General features: G+C 68.0%; 16 protein-coding genes. 14 read left to right on the top strand and 2 right to left on the bottom strand.

Annotated elements, in window-relative coordinates; translation table 11 throughout:
* Positions 1-139: 139 nt before the first annotated feature.
* From ACIRRA_RS35530 to ACIRRA_RS35490, 9 genes are read left to right on the top strand one after another with little or no spacing between them, the layout of a single operon-like run.
* The gene (locus ACIRRA_RS35530; protein WP_402777310.1) at positions 140-1,438 is read left to right on the top strand and encodes a SidA/IucD/PvdA family monooxygenase; all 1,299 of its coding nucleotides are present in this window, start codon (positions 140-142) and stop codon (positions 1,436-1,438) included.
* Positions 1,435-1,860 (top strand): cupin domain-containing protein, encoded by a 426-nt coding sequence (locus ACIRRA_RS35525; RefSeq protein ID WP_402777308.1) that lies wholly within the window; start codon positions 1,435-1,437, stop codon positions 1,858-1,860. Before ACIRRA_RS35530 ends, ACIRRA_RS35525 begins: the two co-directional genes overlap by 4 nt.
* Positions 1,857-3,380 carry a class I tRNA ligase family protein gene (locus ACIRRA_RS35520; RefSeq protein WP_402777306.1) on the top strand — a complete coding sequence of 508 codons (1,524 nt, stop codon included), beginning with the start codon at positions 1,857-1,859 and terminating at the stop codon, positions 3,378-3,380. Before ACIRRA_RS35525 ends, ACIRRA_RS35520 begins: the two co-directional genes overlap by 4 nt.
* A 1-nt stretch (position 3,381) precedes the next feature.
* Entirely contained in the window at positions 3,382-4,413 is a 1,032-nt protein-coding gene (locus tag ACIRRA_RS35515) for an NAD(P)/FAD-dependent oxidoreductase (RefSeq protein ID WP_402777304.1), read from the top strand.
* 23 nt (positions 4,414-4,436) lie between these two features.
* Entirely contained in the window at positions 4,437-5,732 is a 1,296-nt protein-coding gene (locus tag ACIRRA_RS35510) for an ATP-grasp domain-containing protein (RefSeq protein ID WP_402777302.1), read from the top strand.
* Positions 5,729-6,052, top strand: coding sequence for a hypothetical protein (locus ACIRRA_RS35505; RefSeq protein WP_402777300.1), 324 nt, complete (start codon positions 5,729-5,731; stop codon positions 6,050-6,052). The genes ACIRRA_RS35510 and ACIRRA_RS35505 overlap by 4 nt, the downstream gene beginning before the upstream one ends.
* A complete protein-coding gene (locus ACIRRA_RS35500; RefSeq protein ID WP_402777298.1) occupies positions 6,049-7,395 on the top strand; it encodes an FAD-binding oxidoreductase in 1,347 nt (448 codons plus the stop codon). Before ACIRRA_RS35505 ends, ACIRRA_RS35500 begins: the two co-directional genes overlap by 4 nt.
* 2 nt (positions 7,396-7,397) lie before the next feature.
* A complete protein-coding gene (locus ACIRRA_RS35495) occupies positions 7,398-8,006 on the top strand; it encodes a flavin reductase family protein (RefSeq protein WP_402777296.1) in 609 nt (202 codons plus the stop codon).
* The gene (locus ACIRRA_RS35490) at positions 8,003-9,190 is read left to right on the top strand and encodes an acyl-CoA dehydrogenase family protein (protein ID WP_402777294.1); all 1,188 of its coding nucleotides are present in this window, start codon (positions 8,003-8,005) and stop codon (positions 9,188-9,190) included. Before ACIRRA_RS35495 ends, ACIRRA_RS35490 begins: the two co-directional genes overlap by 4 nt.
* A 326-nt stretch (positions 9,191-9,516) precedes the next feature.
* On the opposite strand, the gene ACIRRA_RS35485 is transcribed toward ACIRRA_RS35490, so the two are convergent.
* The gene (locus tag ACIRRA_RS35485) at positions 9,517-9,798 is read right to left on the bottom strand and encodes a chitin binding peritrophin-A domain-containing protein (protein WP_402777292.1); all 282 of its coding nucleotides are present in this window, start codon (positions 9,796-9,798) and stop codon (positions 9,517-9,519) included.
* Positions 9,799-9,923: 125 nt separating this feature from the next.
* On the opposite strand from ACIRRA_RS35485, the gene ACIRRA_RS35480 reads away from it, so the two are divergent.
* The 3 genes from ACIRRA_RS35480 (at position 9,924) to ACIRRA_RS35470 (ending at position 11,849) form a co-directional block, all read left to right on the top strand.
* Positions 9,924-10,049, top strand: coding sequence for a hypothetical protein (locus tag ACIRRA_RS35480; RefSeq protein ID WP_402777290.1), 126 nt, complete (start codon positions 9,924-9,926; stop codon positions 10,047-10,049).
* Between the two features lie 284 nt (positions 10,050-10,333).
* Positions 10,334-10,735, top strand: coding sequence for a hypothetical protein (locus ACIRRA_RS35475; RefSeq protein WP_402777288.1), 402 nt, complete (start codon positions 10,334-10,336; stop codon positions 10,733-10,735).
* A gap of 70 nt (positions 10,736-10,805) precedes the next feature.
* Complete coding sequence (locus ACIRRA_RS35470) at positions 10,806-11,849, top strand: MBL fold metallo-hydrolase (RefSeq protein WP_402777286.1); 1,044 nt, start codon at positions 10,806-10,808, stop codon at positions 11,847-11,849.
* Positions 11,850-12,247: 398 nt separating this feature from the next.
* Here ACIRRA_RS35470 and ACIRRA_RS35465 read toward each other — a convergent pair whose 3' ends face one another.
* A complete protein-coding gene (locus ACIRRA_RS35465) occupies positions 12,248-12,964 on the bottom strand; it encodes a nitroreductase family protein (RefSeq protein ID WP_402777284.1) in 717 nt (238 codons plus the stop codon).
* Positions 12,965-13,033: 69 nt separating this feature from the next.
* Between ACIRRA_RS35465 and ACIRRA_RS35460 the strand changes: the two genes are divergently transcribed.
* Both ACIRRA_RS35460 and ACIRRA_RS35455 read left to right on the top strand, forming a co-directional pair.
* Positions 13,034-13,447, top strand: coding sequence for a winged helix-turn-helix transcriptional regulator (locus ACIRRA_RS35460; RefSeq protein WP_402777282.1), 414 nt, complete (start codon positions 13,034-13,036; stop codon positions 13,445-13,447).
* 46 nt (positions 13,448-13,493) lie between these two features.
* The gene (locus tag ACIRRA_RS35455) at positions 13,494-13,631 is read left to right on the top strand and encodes a hypothetical protein (RefSeq protein ID WP_402777280.1); all 138 of its coding nucleotides are present in this window, start codon (positions 13,494-13,496) and stop codon (positions 13,629-13,631) included.
* Positions 13,632-13,700: the final 69 nt, after the last annotated feature.

Here is a 13,700-nt window from a genome sequence, read left to right as displayed (position 1 = left end):
CTCGCCCGGGGCTTTTCGTTGTTCTGGGCAGGCCGACGATCGGTTGATGATCACCGGTCGCGAACGGTATCGAACAATGCCGCAGCGGATTTCACTGGGGAGCGGCGTTATTCGAGTATTCGACATTCAGGTGGACAGTGTGACTGCATACGACGTCGACGTCCTGGCCATCGGTGCCGGGCCCGCGAATCTGGCTCTGGCCGTCGCGGTCGAGGAATCCGGTGCCGTGGATCTCGCGGAGAACACCCTGCTGCTGGAGCAGCACCCCGACATCAAATGGCAGCGCAATCTGCTGCTGCCCTGGGCGCGCAGCCAGGTGTCGTTCCTGAAAGACCTGGTGACCCTGCGTAATCCGCGCAGCCGCTTCTCCTTTCTCAATTTCCTGCACGAGCAGCGGCGGCTGGACGACTTCGTCAATCTGGCCACCTTCAACCCCTACCGCTGGGAACTGTCGGCCTATCAGCAGTGGGTCGCGGACTCCCTCGAGCAGGTCCGAGTGCGCTACGACGCCCGGGTCGAACGGGTGGAACCGCGGCGGAGCATGGGCGGCCGCATCACCGGCTGGACCATCACGCTGGCCGGCGGTGACCGGATCGTCTGCCGCGACCTGGTTTTCGGCACCGGCCGCGACGCCCACATCCCGGGCGTGTTCGCCGGTCTGCCCGCGGACCGGGTCATCCACAGCACCCAGTACTGCACCCGCGTCGCCGCCCTGGACCCTGAGCGCCCCATCCGGCCGGTGATCATCGGAGGGGCGCAGAGCGCGGCCGAGATGTTCATGGCGGTGCACACCGACCTGCCGCACAGCACCCCGACAATGGTGGTGCGCTCGATCGGCCTGCAGAACTATCAGACCAGCAAGTTCGTCAACGAGCTGTTCTATCCCTCCTTCGTCGACGAGTTCTACTACTGCGATGCCGAGACCCGCCGCCGCATCCTCGACGAGGTTCATCTGACCAACTATGCCGGTCTCGCACCGCCGTTCCTCGACGAGCTGTACGGGCTGCTCTACCAGCAGAAGATGCTGGGGCAGCAGCGATCTCGAATCCTGCCCATGACCGAGGTGGTCGCCGCCCACCGGGACGACACCGAGCTGAAGCTGACCCTGCGGGACCTGCGCAGCGGCGACGTCTCGCAACTCGGCTGCGATGTGGTGCTGCTGGGCACCGGCTACTCGCCGCAGATGCCCGCCCTGGTGCGTGGATTGGCCGAGTCGGCGGGCCTGACCGAGGTGACCGTGAGTAGGCGGTATCGGCTGGAAATGGCCGAGAATACCTGGGGCGCGGTGTATTTGCAGGGCGTCAACGAGGCCACGCACGGCATCGCGGACACTCTCATCAGCGTGCTGGCGCACCGCTCCCAGGACATCGTCGACGATCTGCTGGACCGGCGCAGCGAGGCGCACGACCGGACCATGCTCGAGGTGCGGTCGGCATGAACGAGCACTCGATCGACTCCCCGCCCGTGCAGATCCGCAAGCTCGACCGCGACCGGCTCGAGGTGGCCTACGGCGTGGCCTCGCAACGCCTGCTGCCGTGGCCGATCTTGAACGCGCCCTTCGAGGGAGCCTGGTGCGTCCTCGCGCCGGGCGACTCCTCCACGGCCCACGCCCACCACGAGCACGAGCTGTTCGTGGCGATGACCGGACGCGCCGAGCTCGAGGTGGACGGGCAGCGGCACCGCTTCGACGCCGGCGACCTCGCCCTGCTGCGCCCGGGCTCCACCCACCACGTCCACAACGACGGCGACAGCGACTTCCAGTGGTACGCGATCTGGTGGGATGACGAATCGGCGCATGGCTATCTCGGCGCAGCCGCGGCGAAAACTGCTGTGCCCCAACCCGAGGCGGTGAACTCATGACCGGACCCGTCATCATCATCACCCCCGCCCCCACCGCGAACGGCGATATGCACCTGGGCCATATCGCGGGACCGTTCCTGGCCGCGGACGTGTGCGCACGCTACGTGCGGGCGACGGGTCGTGCCGCTCTGCTCGGTACCGGGGTGCAGGACACCTCGACCTTCGTGGTCACCACCGCGCGTCGGCTGGGCACCACCCCGGACGCCCTGGTGCGCCGGGCAGCCAAGGAGATCGAGGCTACCCTCGATGCGCTCGCCATCCAGGTCGACGGCTTCACCGGCTGGGAGGACCGATTCCTCTCGTTTGTCCGCGAGGTCGTTGGGGAACTGTGGGAACAGGGGCGGATCGTCCTGCGGCCCATGGTGTTTCCGTATGCGCCGCGAACCGGGGAGTTCCTGGTCGACGGCCACATCGCGGGCGCGTGCCCGGTGTGTCTGGCCGACAGCTGCGGCGGACTGTGCGAGACGTGCGGACATCCGGTGCCCGCGAACGAGCTGCGCAATCCACGCTCGACCCGCGATCCCGAGGAGGCCGTGGAGTTCCGCACCGTCGAGGTCCTGGTGCTGCCGCTCGAACAGTATCGCGGACGGCTGCGCGCGCACTTCGACCACGTCGCGACGATGTTGCGCCCCCGCGCGGCGCAGCTGATCGACGAGCTGCTCGGCAAGCCGTTGGTCGACTTCCCGGTCACCTATCCCTCGAGCTGGGGCATCCCCGCGCCGGGACTGCCGGGCCAGGTGGTCAATCCGAATGCCGAACCGGTGGCCTGGACGCTGTACTGCTCCATGCTCGCCGCCGAATCCGCGGGCCACAGCCCGGCCTCGGAGCATGAGCTGTGGCTGCCGCAGGCCGGAAGCGAGCTCGTGTACTTCCTCGGTGCGGACAACCTGTACCCGTTCGCCATCGCCGGGCTGGGCATGCTCGCCGCCTACCGTCCCGAATGCCTTTTCCCCACACGGCTGTTCACCAACGAGTTCTACGAACTGGACCGCGAGAAGTTCTCCACCAGCCGCGGCCACCTGGTGTGGGCCCGCGACCTGGCCGCGCAGGCACCCCGCGACCTGATCCGCTTCCATCTCGCCACCGACAGCCCCGAGCTGCAACGCAGCAGCTTCAGCCGCACCGAGCTGGCCCGGCTGACCCGGATCCGGCTGGTGGAACCGTGGAATCGGGTGGCGGAGCGCGTGAATGGCTTGTCCGGCAGCGGGCCGCTGCCGGTGTCGGCGCGGGCGCAGTCGGATGCGGCGCGGATCGCCGAGCGCTTCCGTGCCGCGTACGAGTTGCCGCGATTCAGCCTCCAGCGCGCGGCGACCACGATCACCCAGCAGCTGCACCGGCTCACCGATCCCGCGCTGGACGGTGGCGACCTGTGTCACCAGACCGAGGTCGTCCTGCGGTACGCCGCACCGATTCTCGTCGACCTGGCTACCGCGCTGCCGGACACCGGGCTGACCGGGATCACGATCCGCGACAGCGTGGAACCGCTACGGCTGCCACTTCTTTCGCCGCTGGAGAGCTGAGATGGCTGCTGTGGTCATCGTCGGCGCCGGGGTCACCGGATTGCTCACCGCGGTCCGGTGCGCCCTCGCCGGGCACCGGGTCACGCTGCTCGAACAGGGCCCCATCCCCAATACCGGGTCGAGCTCGTTCGATCAGCACCGGGCGCTGCGACTCGACGCCCGCGGTCCCACCGGAGACGGGCTGCACGAACGATGGCTGCGGTTGCAGGCGATCCTCGGCGGGCGCTTCTATCGCGGCATCGGCGCGGTCACCGTCGAACCGGCCGCCGCCGCGGAGGCCACAGCCGCCGCGGCCCGGCGGGCGGGGGCCCGGATCACGCTGATGGGACCGGAAGCGCTGCCGCACATCGTGTTCGCGCCCGGATGTCTCGGCGTGCACGAACTCGACGCCGGGGTGCTGCTCGCCGAACGGGTGCTGCACGCCGCCGCGCGCTGGCTGCGGGCGCAGCCGGGCGTGACGCTGCGGCCGTGGTCGCCGATTGTCACCGTCGATCCCGACCACGCTCGGCTGACAGTGGCAGACGGCCGGATGCTGAGCGGAGATCTGGTTCTCGTCGCGGCGGGCGTGAACAGCCGGGAGCTGGTGGAGACCACCGCGCGGGTTCGGCGGCAGACGATCGTCTACGCGCAGCCGCCCACGGAGCTCGTCACCTGGTGGGAGCACGCGCCGACCGTCGGCGGGGTCGGCGCGGACGGCACCGGCTGGCTGCTGCCGCCGGGCGACGGCACGCTGCTCAAACTCAGCTCGGCGGGCATGTGCCGTCCGGTCGGTGACGCGCGGGAGCCACTCATCGGGGCCGATTTCCGTGTCGCACAGGGTTGGCGGGCGCTGCTCGCCCAGCCGGAGCGGTACACGGTGATCGCCGTCAAGCACTGCCACTACTCCCTCGACCCCGGCACGGGAGCCGGCGCGCTCGAACAGATCGGCCCGGCGGTCTGGGCGCGCGCGGCGGTCGGGGGCGACGGATTCCGCACGGCGCCGCTGGTCGCCGACCGCATCGCCGAATTGGTCGCGACCGCCGCGGCCGCCTGACATCCACGCATGGAGAGGACATCATGACCGGAAACGACGCGCTGCTGGTCATCGGCAGCGGACTACATCTGTACCGCGAATACCTGCTGCGCTCCGCGCATCTGCGCGCCCGTGCGCTGGGCCTGGACCTGGTGCTGCTCAACAATATCGAACCCACCTGGCAGCGGATCTACTGCGACGACATCACCGTGGCGAACCTGTTCGACCACCAGATCCTCACGGACCAGGCCCGCCGAATCGCACAGCGCCGCACCATCATCGGTGTGCTGTGCTGGGACGAGCCGCTGGTCCAACCGGCCGCCGACCTCGCCGAGGAATTCGGGGTGGCGGGCCTGAGCCGCACCGGGGTGCGCGGATGCCGCGACAAGAACCGCACTCGCGCCGCGCTCACCGCGGCCGGACTACCCCAACCCGAATTCGCGCTGACCCACTCCGTCGAACAGGCCCGCGCCGCCGCGGACCGGATCGGCTACCCCGTGGTCGTCAAACCGCAAGCGCTGGGCGCGAGCATGGGCGTGAGCATGGCCACCACCCCCGAAGAACTCGAGGCCGCGTTCGCGGTCGCGACCGGCGCCAGCGGCATCGGTGACGCGCCCTTCCGTGGGACGGCGTTGGTGGAGCAGTTCGCCGACGGCCCGGAGATCAGCATCGACGCGGCGGTCTACAAGGGCGAGTACCTACCGATGTTCCTGGCGCGCAAGCGGACCGGGCTGGCACCGTACTTCGAGGAAATCGGGCACCTGGTTGACGCCGACGACCCGCTGCTGTGCGACGAGACGCTGCTGGCCACGCTGGCCGCCGCGCATCAGGAGCTCGGCGTCGAGAACGGCATCACGCACAGCGAGGTCCGGCTCACCGACTTCGGGCCGGTGATCATCGAGATCAACGGTCGGCTCGGCGGTGATCTGATCCCGTTCCTGGGGCGCGTCGCGACCGGAATCGATCCGGGGGAGGTCCTCGTCGACATCGCCGCCGGCCGCCGCCCCGTGCTGACCCCGACCCGTACTGCGGTCGCGGGCATCCGATTCGGCTACCCCGAGATCGACTGCGTCGTGCGGTCGATCCGGGTGCCCGACCACGCGCCCGGAATGGTGAGCGCGGCCGCCATGGTCGAGCCGGGCACCGAATTGCGGCTGCCCCCGGGCGGCTACATCGCACGACACTCCTTCGTCGTCTGCGAGGACTCCGACCCCCGGCGCTGCGAGGAGCTGCTGGATCGGGCCGCCGCGGCGGTCGAGTTCAGCGGCGATCCGCTCGCGCCGCTGGAAGCAGGTGCGGGGTTCACCCTGCCCGCCGGTCTGCTGGACGCCGACTCATGATCAATTACGAGGGCCGCCGGTTCTACAACCCGGAAGCGCGCGACGGCGTTATCGCGCGGTATCACCAGAGGGGAGATCTGGTGTGGGCGCACTTCGCCGGTGGCGCGGTGCGGCGCGGCAGCGTCACCGGCCTGGTCGACGAGAACGGGGCCCTGCGGCTCGCATATTCGATGGTGCTGTCCGACGGGGAAATCGTCTGCGGCGTCAACCGGATCACGCCCGAACGCGCCGCCGACGGCACCCTGCGACTGCGAGAGGAATGGGAACGGCTGGGGCCCAACGGCTCCCAGGGAGTGTGCTATCTGGAGGAGATACCGTGAGCGCGCTGTACACCCTTGGCGCCGATACCGTCCTGCAACCCGGTGACCCGGCGTACGACGTCGCGACCACGCCGTTCAACACCAGATACCTCGGCCGGCGTCCGCGTGCCGTGGTATCGGTGGGATCGGTGTCGGACGTGGTTCGCGCGGTCGACTGGGCCGGACAGACGCGAGTGCCGATCACGCCGCGCGGTGGTGGGCACAGCTATGCCGGATACTCCATCGGCCCGGGGCTGGTGCTGGATCTGCGGGCCCTCGACCGAATCGACGTCGACCCCGAAGCCGGTCTGATCACTGTCGGCGGCGGTGCCCGCAACGGGGCGGTCTACGCGACTTTGCGGCGTCACGATCTCGCGGTGCCGCTGGGCAATTCGAACGAGGTCGGGATCGGTGGGCTCACCCTCGGCGGCGGCGTCGCAGCGGTGTCGCGGGCGTTCGGCCTGACCTGCGATGCTCTGGTGCGCACCGAGATGGTCCTGGCCGACGGCCGCACCGTGACATGCAGCGCCACCGAGCATCCCGACCTGTTCTGGGCCTGCCGTGGGGGAGGGGGCGGCAATTTCGGTGTGAATGTGTCGTTCACCTTCCAGGCACGAGAGCCACGGTCCAGCTCCACCTGCCTGTTGCTGTGGGACGGGGCGGACGCCCGCACGGTGCTGACCGTGATGCAGGACGTCATGACCGGTGCCCCGGACGAGTTCGCGGCCCGAATCGGCGTCGCGCGGGCGCTTCGCGGGCCTGCCGGGGTCTCGGTGATCGGTCAGCATCTCGGTCCCGCAACCGAATTGCGGGAACTGCTCGCGCCCGTCCTGTCCGCCGCCCCGACGAGCCGCTGCGAAATCACCGACCGTGATTATTGGGATGCCAAGGACTTCCTGCACCACGAGACTTCGGGCGGCGCGTTCGCCGTGCGCACCCGCTGCACTCCGAAACCGCTGAGCGAGAACGGTATCGACACGATCGTTGCCGCGATCGACCGGTGGCCCGGTAGCTCCAACCCGGACGGCGCGGGCGTGGCGCTGTTCACCTGGGGCGGAGCCATCAACCGGGTTCCGGTGTCCGACACCGCGTTCCCGCATCGCGACACCCTGTTCCTGGTGTCGATGGACACCTCGTGGGGAGCTTCCGACCCTGCTCTGAGGGTGTCGCGCAATATGGACTGGCTCGACGGTCTGTATGAGGACATGGGAGCGCACGCCTCCGACGCGGCCTACGTGAACTTCACCGATCCGGCGCTGGCCGACTGGCGCAGCAGTTATTACGGCCCGAACTACGCCCGGCTCGCGCAGATCAAGAAGCACTACGATCCCGACCGCGTCTTCGATTTCCCGCAGGCGGTGTGACCATGCTGTCTGCCCAGCCGACGTCACTCGGTGTCCAGATCCGCGAACCCGTGGTGTCGTGGTGTGAACCGCTCGAGGAGTATCCGGCCGCGTCTGCCGGGGCGGCCGAACTCCGTGCGGCCATGCGGACCTTCGCGACCGGCGTCGCTGTCGCCACCACCTATCGCGACGGGCCCGGCGGTCGCGATCACGATGCGGTGACGGTGAATTCGCTGTGCTCGCTGTCGCTGCGTCCGCCGCTGGTGTCGATCGCGCTGCGCTCGGACTCCAGCTTCGGGGCGGCCCTGGCCGAGTCCGGGGTGTGGGCGGTGTCCATTCTGGACGGCCGATCACACCGGATCGCACAGCTTTTCGCCCGCGACCATCATCGCCGCGCTGCGGCGCTGGCCGAGGTGTCCAGTCGCCCCGGCCGCCGCATCGGCGCGCTGGTGTTCGACGCCGCGGGCTGGCTCGAATGCCGACTCGCGCACCGCTTTCCGGTCGGTGACCACACCCTGTTCGTCGGCGAGGTCCTCGCCGCCGGCGCCCGCGCCACGGGCTCGCGACTGGCGTTCCTGCACGGCGCATTCCATGTTCTCGACGTTCCCGACCCCGAAGGAGACCTCCGGTGACCACCATCGACGAACCGCGCGTGGCGGGCGACCGCAGTCCCGCCGCCGCTGAAATCCTCGCTCGGGCCAAGGCGATAGCGCCGCTGCTGCGCGATCGGGCCGCCGACATCGAGCAGGCCCGACGCCTGCCCGACGACATCGTCGAGCTGTTGCGGGACACCGGGGTGTTCCGGATGGGCTTCGGAAAGGACTGGGGCGGACCGGAACTCACCTCCCTCGAACAGACCGAGGTGATCGAGGCCCTGGCCTATGGCAACACCTCCGCCGGGTGGTGCGCCATGATCGGCTCCGATACCGGGCTGTACGCGTCGTTCCTGGATCCGGCCGTCGCCCGCGACATGTTCCCCAGCCTCGACATGGTCACCGCCGGGCTGTTGTTCCCCATCGGGCGCGCAGAGATCGTCCCGGGCGGATATCGGCTCACCGGCCGCTGGCAGTTCGGCAGCGGAATCATCCACGCCGACTGGGTGATCTCGGGAGCCTTCCTCTTCCGCGACGGAAAGCCCGAGCCCGGTCCGAACGGCGACCCGCACGACTCGCGACTGATGATGGTGCCGCGCGACCACGTGCAGGTCCTCGACACCTGGCACACCACCGGCCTCGCGGGTAGCGGCAGCTGCGACTACACGATCACCGACATCTTCGTGCCCGAGGGGCACACGCTGGTGTTCTCGCGCGTCCACGCCGCGGCGAGCCCCCTGGCCCAGCCCGAAGTGCACATGCGCAACATGCCCGGCGTCGCACTGGGCGTCGCGCGTGCCGCCCTGGACCACGTGCTCGCCGAATCCGCCTCGCGCGCCGACGATTACCGCCTTCAGGTCACCCTCGCGGCCTGTGAAGCCGACCTCCACGCCGCCCGCAGCGGCGTCTACACCGCGCTGCGCCGCGAGTGGGAGGTCCTCGCCGAGGGCGGCACCCTCGACGACCTGACTCCCCAGGAGCGCGCCGCGCTGCCCCTGTCCCGCCTGCACGCCTTCCGCACCGCCCGCGAGATCGTGACCCGCCTCTACGACCTCCGCCAGACCGCGTCGATCTACGCCTCGTCCCCACTGGACGGCTGGCTCCGTGACGTCACCACCATGTGCCAGCACATCGTCGCCCAGGACCGCATCCTCCAATCCGCCGGCGCGTATCTCACCGGCGGCAAGCCCGGCTTCCCTCTCTGCCTGGGCATCGCGCACTGACGGCAACATCCTCGAAGGCCGGCCCTGTTCGCGGGCCGGCCCTTCGTGCGCGAACACTCGGAACTGTTCTCATAAAGGAATCGGTGCTGTCGTTTGCATGTCGTGCATCGGGATCGGTTGTGCTACATGATGTTCGACTCGTGATCGACGAGTTGCCGAAACATCGGTGTGCCGGACGAACTGTGGGGGTTTCGGCGGCCGACACCATCGATGGTCGAGTGCCGAAGCCGCTGGTGTCGGCGATACCTGCCAGTGCCATCTGCGGCGCGGTCCACGCGCCGCAGACCGGGCAAGCGGCACGCGCTGAGGGATTGCACCGAGGATCACTAGCCAGGGTTGTTTGCGCTGGACGGCCAGTCACAGTACTGGCCTATCGGGTTCCAAATCAGGCCGGACGGACACGACTCCAGGGTCGGGATATTGTTCGAGCACTGGTAGTACTGCGACGGGGTAGGGCCGGGGGAGAAGCCGTTGGGTTGGGGGCAGGGGGATGCGGCACGGCTGGGTCCGGCGTGGTCGGCGAGGGCCGAGGGTGCCGCGGCGAGCGTGAGACCGAAACCGAGCAGCAGTGCGGCGGCGAGCGGGGCAAGGACGCGGGCGAGTCGCATGGTCGTCTCCTTCCGGTGAGGCGTAGGGCCGTTGTGATCATGACATTGGCTGGGCGGACACGAGCGTGGACGCGCCGCGCCGACTCCGACGCAACTGGCGAACGCAGTCGGTGTCGTCACAGGTAGTGGCCTATTTCGTCGCCCGACTGCCCAATTGGCTCGCAGTCGGCAGTCAGGGCACCCTCGACACCATCGAGGAGCTCGGAGTGATTCCGCTGCCCGGCTTTTCACCGCCACCGCAGGAGGTGTAGCCAGCCTGTGGGTGGGATTCGTTGCCGGACAACGAGTCTGCGGGACCAGGGAGGGCCCCGTGGGAGATTCCAGTGTTGGACAGCTACAGATTCGGCGGCTCACGGTGGTCTTCGGGCAATGCCGCGCCGCCGGCGTCGGCGTCGGCGTCGGTGGGTGCGGATCAGATGGCGAGGACCGTTGCCGCGGATGGGGACCAGTTCCTGGCGCTCCATCCACAAGGCCGCGGTGGAACCGGCGGAGGTGGTCAGCTCGCGGGCGATTCTCTTGGGGGAGAATGAACGATATGGATCGCGAGGCATATCTGTTGCATCAGGTCCATCCGGCTAAGCTCGCCACCGACATCACAGCCGGGATCGCCTCGATGGGCCTGATGTGGCAGCGGCGGGTGGCGACGGCGCTGGTCGTCGCGCATGTGCCTGCCGTGCTCGCGTCCGTGTTGCTGGTGCGCAGGGATCTGACATCGCTGCGCCGGACCCGACGCGGCCGCTACGTGCTCGCCCATATGCCGCCCGCCGCCCAGGCGGTTCGGCTGGCCGGACAGATCGTGGCCTGGTGGGCGGCTTACCGGCATCGCCCAGCCGGTGTTGCCGCGGGTATCGGCCTCGTGGTCGCCGGTTGGTCGTTCGGCCTGGTCGGCAGCGGCGACCCCGACGGTACTGGGATCTACGCGGGAGCCGGCCGGTGACCGGATTGGCAGCGGTGCCTGTTCATCTGCCGGTATGAGCTCGCATCAACCCCGGTACAGGCGCGCGTGCGTGGCCACGATCGGCGTGGTGGGCATCGTCGATGTCACCGTGCTGATGGGTTGGTTCACCAGTGTTTCGCTCACCCTGGCCGCCTTCGACGTCCCGTCGAGCGCGACCGGCCCGACGGAGGAGGAACAGGTCATGAAGCAGCTCCCCATGCCCTTGCCGTTGCCCGAATCGATCCCGATCCCGAGAGCCGACCCACCGGCCGAGATGGACCTCGTCGCGGTGCCGACCGGGGTAAATCACCGAACTGCCGCATACGCGTACGTCGGCGGGTCCATCTTCGACAAGCGCGAGTTCTACATCGGCGCCGCGCTCATTCAGCACCCGCGGGGTGATCTTCTGGTCGACTCCGGTTTCGGGCGCGACATCGCGAAGCAGTTGACCACGATGCCCCGGCTGTTCCGGAAGATGACCAAGTATGACCTCTGGAAGCCTGCTGTCGATCAGCTGGAAGCGGCAGACTACGACTTCGGCCGACTGTCCGGGATTCTGCTGACCCACGCGCATTGGGATCATATGAGCGGCATCACCGATTTCCCCGATCTGCCGGTCTTGATCTCCCCGCGCGACCGAGCCGCGTTCTACAGCCGGGAAATGTTCGGCAACTTCCGCGGATTCTTCCAGGAAATCCCGTTCAACTGGCGGGAGCTGAGTTTCCCGGGCGGGCCGTACCTAGGTTTCTCCCGGCATGACGATGTGTACGGTGACGGCTCGATCGTCTGCGTCCCAGCCCCCGGCCATACACCCGGCAGTGTGATCGTCTTCGTGACACTGCCGAATCAGGTGCGTTATGCCCTGGTGGGAGATCTGGTGTGGCAGCGCGAGGGACTCATCCGCCGCGTGGAGCGTCCGCTGCCGATCAGGCGGCTGGGCGACTTCGATGCCGAGGGCAACCGGCAGAACATCCTCCGCATGGTTTCGATCATGCAGCGCATGCCCGACCTGATTGTCGTGCCGGCCCACGATCAACGGGCCTTCGCGGAGATGAGCCAACTGCCGAATGTCACGACCAAGGGCCTGACCCTTTCGATCCGTGCAGACAGCTGAGAACCGTGGTCGTTGAATCACCTACCCGAGACCTCGCCCATACATCAACGCAGACAACAGTTTCCGCAGAACCGTTGAGGGGTGGCACCGCGCGGCGATGCCACCCCTCAACTCACTTCGACACGGGGCCTGGCGATTGCGCACTTTCGGTATACGTCGCATCTGACGCAGCACCGCCGATCGGTAGCTCGCTTCCGGTGCAACGGAAGCTGTTGCGCCGGAAGCGTATTCACCCGATCCGTTGAATCAGAACACTCGGCCGTTGCGCTGAGTAGCCACGGTTCGGCCCTCGTCGTGCAAGCCCTGCGAGCTTCCGGCGGGCGGAAGGATGGTCGACTTGTGAAGCTCGTTGAAGCCGTCCCCAGCCGCAAAGTAGCTTCGCGCCCAGGCTGATTCGTCTACCGGGCAGAGCGTGTGTCAGGAGTGGTCGACCGACGATCTGATTGGGTCGTGGACGCTGGTCGGTGACGAGGCTGGGTAGCGTACCGCTCGGCGAAGACGACCTGTTCCAGCGGGCGTCGGCCTGGGTGCGGTGGGATGGTGGCGGAGTGTCCGATCGTCACGATGACAGCGATGGCCAGATCATCTCGGTCCTCGATGCCGATCGCCTTCTTCACCAGATCGGGATCCCAGCCGTTCATCGGAGCCGACGCCAGCCCCAGCGCCGTGGCCGCGAGCATGGTGTAGGTGGCGGCGATCATGGCGTTCTTCACCGCGTTCTCCCGCAACAGTCCACGGTTGTGCAGGTCGCGGAATTCCGCCCGGCTGTCGAACATGGCGGTGAACTCAGCGTTCCAGGCACCACTGCGCCCAGCCGACTCGGCGATGTCGGTGTTCGGCGCCTCCCATGCCGCACTGTCGGCCACGAAGACCAGCGCCGCCGGCGCCTCCCGGGGCTGCGGCTGCCCGAAGGCTGCCTCCGAAAGCCTGGCTCGCCCAGCCTCGCTGGTCACTACCACGATCGACCGGTCCTGCATGTTCCAGGCGCTGGGAGCCTGCACAGTGAGCTCCAGCAGTTCGGTCAACACGTCCGGGTCGATCGGATCGGGGAGATAGTGGCGGACGGTGCGGCGCCGGTGGATCGCTTCCGGAACAGACAAGGTATCGGCTTTCATGGAACTAACTATCGGAGAGTGGCAAACTTTTTGAAAGAAGGCACCTTGTAGTTCGTTACAATGGTCAGGGTGCGCACACATGTCGAATCCTCGGGCCTGCCGGCCGATGTCTTCTCCGCTCGCTGCCCCACTCGTCAGGTGCTGGACCGGATCGCCGGTAAATGGACGGTCCTGATCATCGACGCGCTCGCCGGCGGCACCATGCGCTACACCGATCTGCAGCGCCGCATAGAAGGCATCTCCCAGAAGATGCTCACCCAGACCCTGCGCGAACTGGAGACCGACGGTTTCGTCATCCGAACCGTCCATCCCACCGTCCCACCGAAGGTCGAATACACCCTCACTCCACTGGGTTACAGCCTGCGCGCCCCGATCACCGCGCTGCGCGAATGGATCGAGGCCAACATCAACGACATCGAAGCCGCTCGAGCGGCTTCGCGGCAACACCATGACTCGGCCGGCCAACAGTCGACGAGTTCCTGACCGTCCCGACTTCGCGAGTCCTGCATTCGGTCTGGCCTTCGAGCAGATGCTCTCCGACTACACCGGAGCGAAGTACGGCGTCGCGATGGACTCGTGGACCGACCCTCTGCAGGCTGGGATCGGGCGCGGCACCGAGGTGATCACCTCGCCCGATCACCCGTCGCCGGCCACCGGCGAACAGTAGACGAATCGGCCTGCGCGCGAAGCGACTTCGCGGCTGGCGACAGCTTCAGGATTCGGGGCCGTGAGGAGG

Source organism: Nocardia sp. NPDC101769, assembly GCF_044766925.1.
GTDB lineage: Bacteria > Actinomycetota > Actinomycetes > Mycobacteriales > Mycobacteriaceae > Nocardia.
The sequence above is the reverse complement of the archived record's forward strand: the minus strand, read 5'-3'. Positions and strand labels throughout refer to the sequence as shown.

What these genes read in the sequence shown, in the direction of transcription:
- ACIRRA_RS35515 (WP_402777304.1), top strand. Translation starts at nt 3,382, where the DNA reads ATGGCTGCTGTGGTCATCGTCGGCGCCGGGGTCACCGGATTGCTCACC.
- ACIRRA_RS35505 (WP_402777300.1), top strand. Translation starts at nt 5,729, where the DNA reads ATGATCAATTACGAGGGCCGCCGGTTCTACAACCCGGAAGCGCGCGAC.
- ACIRRA_RS35520 (WP_402777306.1), top strand. Translation starts at nt 1,857, where the DNA reads ATGACCGGACCCGTCATCATCATCACCCCCGCCCCCACCGCGAACGGC.
- ACIRRA_RS35495 (WP_402777296.1), top strand. Translation starts at nt 7,398, where the DNA reads ATGCTGTCTGCCCAGCCGACGTCACTCGGTGTCCAGATCCGCGAACCC.
- ACIRRA_RS35475 (WP_402777288.1), top strand. Translation starts at nt 10,334, where the DNA reads ATGGATCGCGAGGCATATCTGTTGCATCAGGTCCATCCGGCTAAGCTC.
- ACIRRA_RS35485 (WP_402777292.1), bottom strand. Translation starts at nt 9,798, where the DNA reads ATGCGACTCGCCCGCGTCCTTGCCCCGCTCGCCGCCGCACTGCTGCTC.
- ACIRRA_RS35455 (WP_402777280.1), top strand. Translation starts at nt 13,494, where the DNA reads ATGCTCTCCGACTACACCGGAGCGAAGTACGGCGTCGCGATGGACTCG.
- ACIRRA_RS35465 (WP_402777284.1), bottom strand. Translation starts at nt 12,964, where the DNA reads ATGAAAGCCGATACCTTGTCTGTTCCGGAAGCGATCCACCGGCGCCGC.
- ACIRRA_RS35525 (WP_402777308.1), top strand. Translation starts at nt 1,435, where the DNA reads ATGAACGAGCACTCGATCGACTCCCCGCCCGTGCAGATCCGCAAGCTC.
- ACIRRA_RS35510 (WP_402777302.1), top strand. Translation starts at nt 4,437, where the DNA reads ATGACCGGAAACGACGCGCTGCTGGTCATCGGCAGCGGACTACATCTG.